2 protein-coding genes are annotated in these 1852 nt (G+C 21.7%); one reads left to right on the top strand and one right to left on the bottom strand.

Annotation, left to right across the window (positions count from 1 at the left end):
- Nucleotides 1–216: 216 nt before the first annotated feature.
- Entirely contained in the window at nucleotides 217–1377 is a 1161-nt protein-coding gene (locus tag M0D11_RS05805) for an Mbov_0401 family ICE element transposase-like protein (protein ID WP_252320942.1), read from the bottom strand.
- A 73-nt stretch (nucleotides 1378–1450) separates the two neighbouring features.
- Here M0D11_RS05805 and M0D11_RS05800 point away from each other — a divergent pair.
- A partial coding sequence (locus M0D11_RS05800) for a hypothetical protein (protein WP_252320940.1) occupies nucleotides 1451–1852 on the top strand: 402 nt, incomplete at its 3' end.

Raw genomic sequence — 1852 nt, 5'->3', positions numbered from 1 at the left:
TACCGATGTTGTCAATAATATTCAAATTTGTCTTAAAATTATAAAGTTAGACGAGAATAATTTTGACTTCAATATGCAATTGTGAGTTAATTTTAACACTTAGAAAATATTAGTCAACAATAATACTTACTTTTATAACACAAAAATTCTTATTAAAGTTTACTTTAATAAGTTTTATTTTATTTTTGGTTTTTTTTAAAAATTTAAAATATTAATTTATAATAACTGGATGGCAGTATTTATTTGATAGCATTTAAAATTAACCATTTTTGTATACATATCAATATTATAGGTTCTATCACCAATCATATGCTTTAAAATTTGTTTAATATTGGTTTCAGTAAAACAACCAATATTTTCAACTAATGCTTGGTTTAATACACCATCTTTTGCGTTAATAAAATAACCAACTTTTAATTTTTTATATTGCAAAGTTAATGATTGCAAAAAATCAATTAATTCATAATATTGACCTTTTTCAAATAAATTTATTGCATTTTGATAGTGTAATTTAGCAATTTTATTTTTTCTTCTTCCAGCCATTATGCCAAGAAATAAAACATGAAAAGCATGAAATTTATCTAAAATAAATTTAGCATTTAAAATTGTGGCAGTTTTTCTAATTCATTTTGCACTATCTCCACAAACTATTAAATTTGCTTGGTCAAAATTTTCAAAATATAAATTACCATATTTTTCAATTAATTTAGCGGTTTTTTCTGCACCAATTTCTGTTTTTGATACTCTTATTTTACAAACTGCTCTTTTATTAATTAATTTTCCATTTTTCTTTTTACCAGTACAAAATACTATTAATCTCATAGAACATTTTTTACAATTTTTAGTATTATGTTTTTCATTAAACTTAAATTTTCGATGTCCATCATCAATATTTATATATAACGTTTGATTTGGTTCTAATTTGATTTTAGGAATATTAGTTTTTGGTAATTGAAATTTTTGATATGTTCTACAAACTGTACTAATACTTATTAAATCTTCAATAAAAGTATCACAAACATCACGATACTTTTTACCATCAGCAAAAAACTTTAAAATTTGTTTAAAAACATTTGGTGCAAGTTTACTATATTTTTTAACACCAAGATAATTATCTAACAATGAAACAAATTCCTTTTTTTGTGTTTTTGGGTTATAATGTATACAAATACGTCGTTTATAATTTAATAAACCTTTTTTTGCTTTTAATTTTCTTTTTCTAAATCTATATGATTTATATTCAGATTTATCACATTCATTTCATAGTTGTTCATCTATTTTTGCAAATAATTCTTCTGTTTGTTTTAAACTTAATTCATCTTGATTAAAATCGTGTTTGTCTCAATCAAAATGATTAGCAAATGGTAATATAAACATTTTTAATGTTCCTTTCTAAATTTTTGTTTGTTAATAATTAAATTTTAATTTTTTTTAAAAATAAGGAGTAAATATGGCATTTATTAGTAGTTATGCACAATTAAATAAAAAATATAATCTTAATTTTAGTGATAATAATTATGGTTTTAATTGAGATATTTTTAAAAAATTTGTTGGTGATGAATGAGCAGAATATTTTACTACTAATTGTTTTTATCGTTTTATACCAACAGCACGTGGAACAAGAAAAACTTGAAATTGCTTAGCATTTGATTTATTTATATGTTGTAATTTTAGTGATAGTAGTGTTCAAGAAGTAAGAAGATATGAAAATACTCATAGCGAAACTACAATTGGTGCTTTAATGAATGTTTGTCAAGTTTTATTAGATAAATATAATATTAATTTATTACCTAATAATCCACATGGTATTAAATGAAAAATAACTAAGGATGGTGGTTGTATTATTTTTCCT

The sequence above is a fragment of the Spiroplasma endosymbiont of Lariophagus distinguendus genome, from assembly GCF_023846195.1.
Classification (GTDB): Bacteria; Bacillota_I; Bacilli_A; order Mycoplasmatales; family VBWQ01; genus Spiroplasma_E.
The sequence above is the reverse complement of the archived record's forward strand: the minus strand, read 5'-3'. Positions and strand labels throughout refer to the sequence as shown.